Source organism: Coleofasciculaceae cyanobacterium, from assembly GCA_036703275.1.
GTDB lineage: Bacteria > Cyanobacteriota > Cyanobacteriia > Cyanobacteriales > Xenococcaceae > Waterburya.
Genome location: DATNPK010000090.1, coordinates 1 through 2,401, shown reverse-complemented (window position 1 = coordinate 2,401; position 2,401 = coordinate 1). Strand labels below are relative to the sequence as shown.

Here is a 2,401-nt window from a genome sequence, read left to right as displayed (position 1 = left end):
ACCTTGGGCTTGTAATTACGGATGAAACTCCTACTCTTCAAACTCTATGGCAATATGGTCTTCGTTTGCGAGTTGAAGAATTGTTTTTGGATAGCAAATCTGGAGCTTTTGGACTGGCTGATTCTCGTTTACGAGATGCTCGAAAACTGAATCATCTTTACTTGATAGTAGCAGTAGCTATTCTTTACAGCACCATTATGGGAACTACAGTTCAGTTATCAGGATTAAGGCAGCAGGTAGATATTCATTATTCAAGAGGATTGAGCTATTTAAAAATTGGCTTGCGATGGTTGAGAGGCACAATTCACCAAGGCAGAAAGTTATTTCAATTGTTGCCTTTGCCCTATCGCGATCCTGAACGCTGTTTTGTGATGCGAAGCTAATCATGCACGGGCTAGTCGCCAAGCCGAAGCCGATTATTATGAGCAGCTATTATTTTCTCGTATACGCTCTCTTCATTGTTCTACATAGGATTTAGCTTTGATTCAGATATGTCCATCACTCAGGCTGTTGAATTGGCTGCTTTATTGAAGCAATTACAAGAATCAATTAATGTCGATCCAAATCTAAAGGTAGAGGAAAAGAACGAAGCATTAGAGCAACTAGAGAAAATAGCAGTAGCAGGAACAGATATCAAAAGCGGGGAAATGCAAAAACTTGCAAAAGCTGCTTCTATAACTTTAAAAGGGATGATGACTGAACTACCTAATGCAACTAATTTTGTTGAAGCTTGTAGTAAGTTACTTCCTTTAATTAGTAAAATCTTTGGTTTTTAAATGACTTTAATATACTTTTCCTGAAAAAATGAAAAATATAAACACAGAAACTACACGTTATCTTTGTGCTGCTGCTTACTCTAATGAAGCATTCTGTGAACAGGTAATTCGACAAACTATAGAAGAGGAGTATCGAGCAATAGCTCCTTGTTATGGATTTGATTTACCAACCGTGCTAAAGCGTAGTAGTAAAAATAGAACTACCCGAAATTGAAATAAAAATTGAAGATAATCTTTATGTAGATGGACAAAAAGTTAGAGATAATAAAAGATTTTTAAATAATCCTTTTAAGCCTCTTTATGTTAACTCTAACTTTTTGTCAAGGAAACTTGAGTCAGAAAAATCAAATCGTTACTATAAGCGGATTCAAATAACTGGCTGGAATGGAGAACTGATTTTCTCAATATTTTTTAGATTTTTTATTTTTGGTAATAACCTATTTATAGAGACGAAATATTTTTTACTCCCGCCTCTTAAGAACACCTTTTACGCAATTGATAAAATTGAGTCGCCTGTAACTATAGTACCAAAATTTGATTTAATTTGGCAATCTTTATTAATAACTATATTCATTTTACCAATTTCATTTTCAACTAATTTTTATCAATTGATAAAGCCGATTATTTTATTGATTAATCACTATATAAACACACTAAGAATCAAAGAAAATCCTATTTTTAATTATGGAGCTGTTAATAGTGTAAGAGAAAATGCTAGTAGTAATTTATATAGACAATCTTTTCAAGATATAGATCAAAATATGTATTTAAAAGTATTTGAAACAATTCTACTTAATAGTATGGTGGATTTCTTAGATAGTAAAAATATAAATACTATTGATTTGAAAAATAGACGTTCAGAAATAATTAATCATGGAATTATTATGTCTAATGGTTCTATAACTAGTAAAAATTTAGCAGTTGGAAGAAGTGCAAAAAGAATATCGAAAAAATTCAAAACACTAGACCTCTTGCAAAAGTAGCGATCGCCAATTATTTGGCTATTAAACAAAGTTCGTAATTATCCTAAAGGACTAGCCCGTGCATGATTAGCTTCGAGTCCTTTAGGATAAGCGGAGCAAATGCTTTAGTATAAGCGGAGCGTCACAATTAAATTAAAACGCAGACCTTACCTTCTTTTTCGATGGCGATATCGCTCTGATATAATTGCTGAAAATTTTTAGCTGGCGGTTGATATGTTCAATGATAATTCTAATTGAAGCTAATTGGCGATTTTCTGGTTTTTGCTCTTTGGATCACTTACTTTTTCTCGGTTTTTTATGGGGTGTTGTACTCAATTTATGGATTTTATGAATTCCCTGATATCCTTTATCTCCCAAACAAGATGTTGGTTCTAATGAATTAGTTTTGCTCCATCATGAAAAGCTTTAAATCGTGTTCTTTTCCCTTGCCCTAAGCTGCACAGATAATTTGTTTAGTCGGTTGATTAACAATTATTTGAGATTTTAAGGTATGCTGCTTCTTCTTTCCACTGTAGTATTTTTTCTGTTTTTTCAAGTCCGTTCAATCGGAGTTTCTGTTACATCAATTACAATTACTTCTAGCTCCTGATTTGATTTTAATAACTGTTTTTTACCTGGTAAAGCAAATTCTGGTGAACGGAC

4 protein-coding genes are annotated in these 2,401 nt (G+C 32.9%); all 4 read left to right on the top strand.

What is annotated here, in order from left to right; all coding sequences use genetic code 11:
* A partial coding sequence (locus V6C71_17925) for a hypothetical protein (protein ID HEY9770341.1) occupies positions 1-383 on the top strand: 383 nt, incomplete at its 5' end.
* Positions 384-491: 108 nt separating this feature from the next.
* Entirely contained in the window at positions 492-776 is a 285-nt protein-coding gene (locus V6C71_17920) for a hypothetical protein (protein HEY9770340.1), read from the top strand.
* A 28-nt stretch (positions 777-804) separates the two neighbouring features.
* Positions 805-990 (top strand): hypothetical protein, encoded by a 186-nt coding sequence (locus tag V6C71_17915; protein ID HEY9770339.1) that lies wholly within the window; start codon positions 805-807, stop codon positions 988-990.
* Positions 991-1,093: 103 nt separating this feature from the next.
* The gene (locus tag V6C71_17910; GenBank protein HEY9770338.1) at positions 1,094-1,759 is read left to right on the top strand and encodes a hypothetical protein; all 666 of its coding nucleotides are present in this window, start codon (positions 1,094-1,096) and stop codon (positions 1,757-1,759) included.
* Positions 1,760-2,401: the final 642 nt, after the last annotated feature.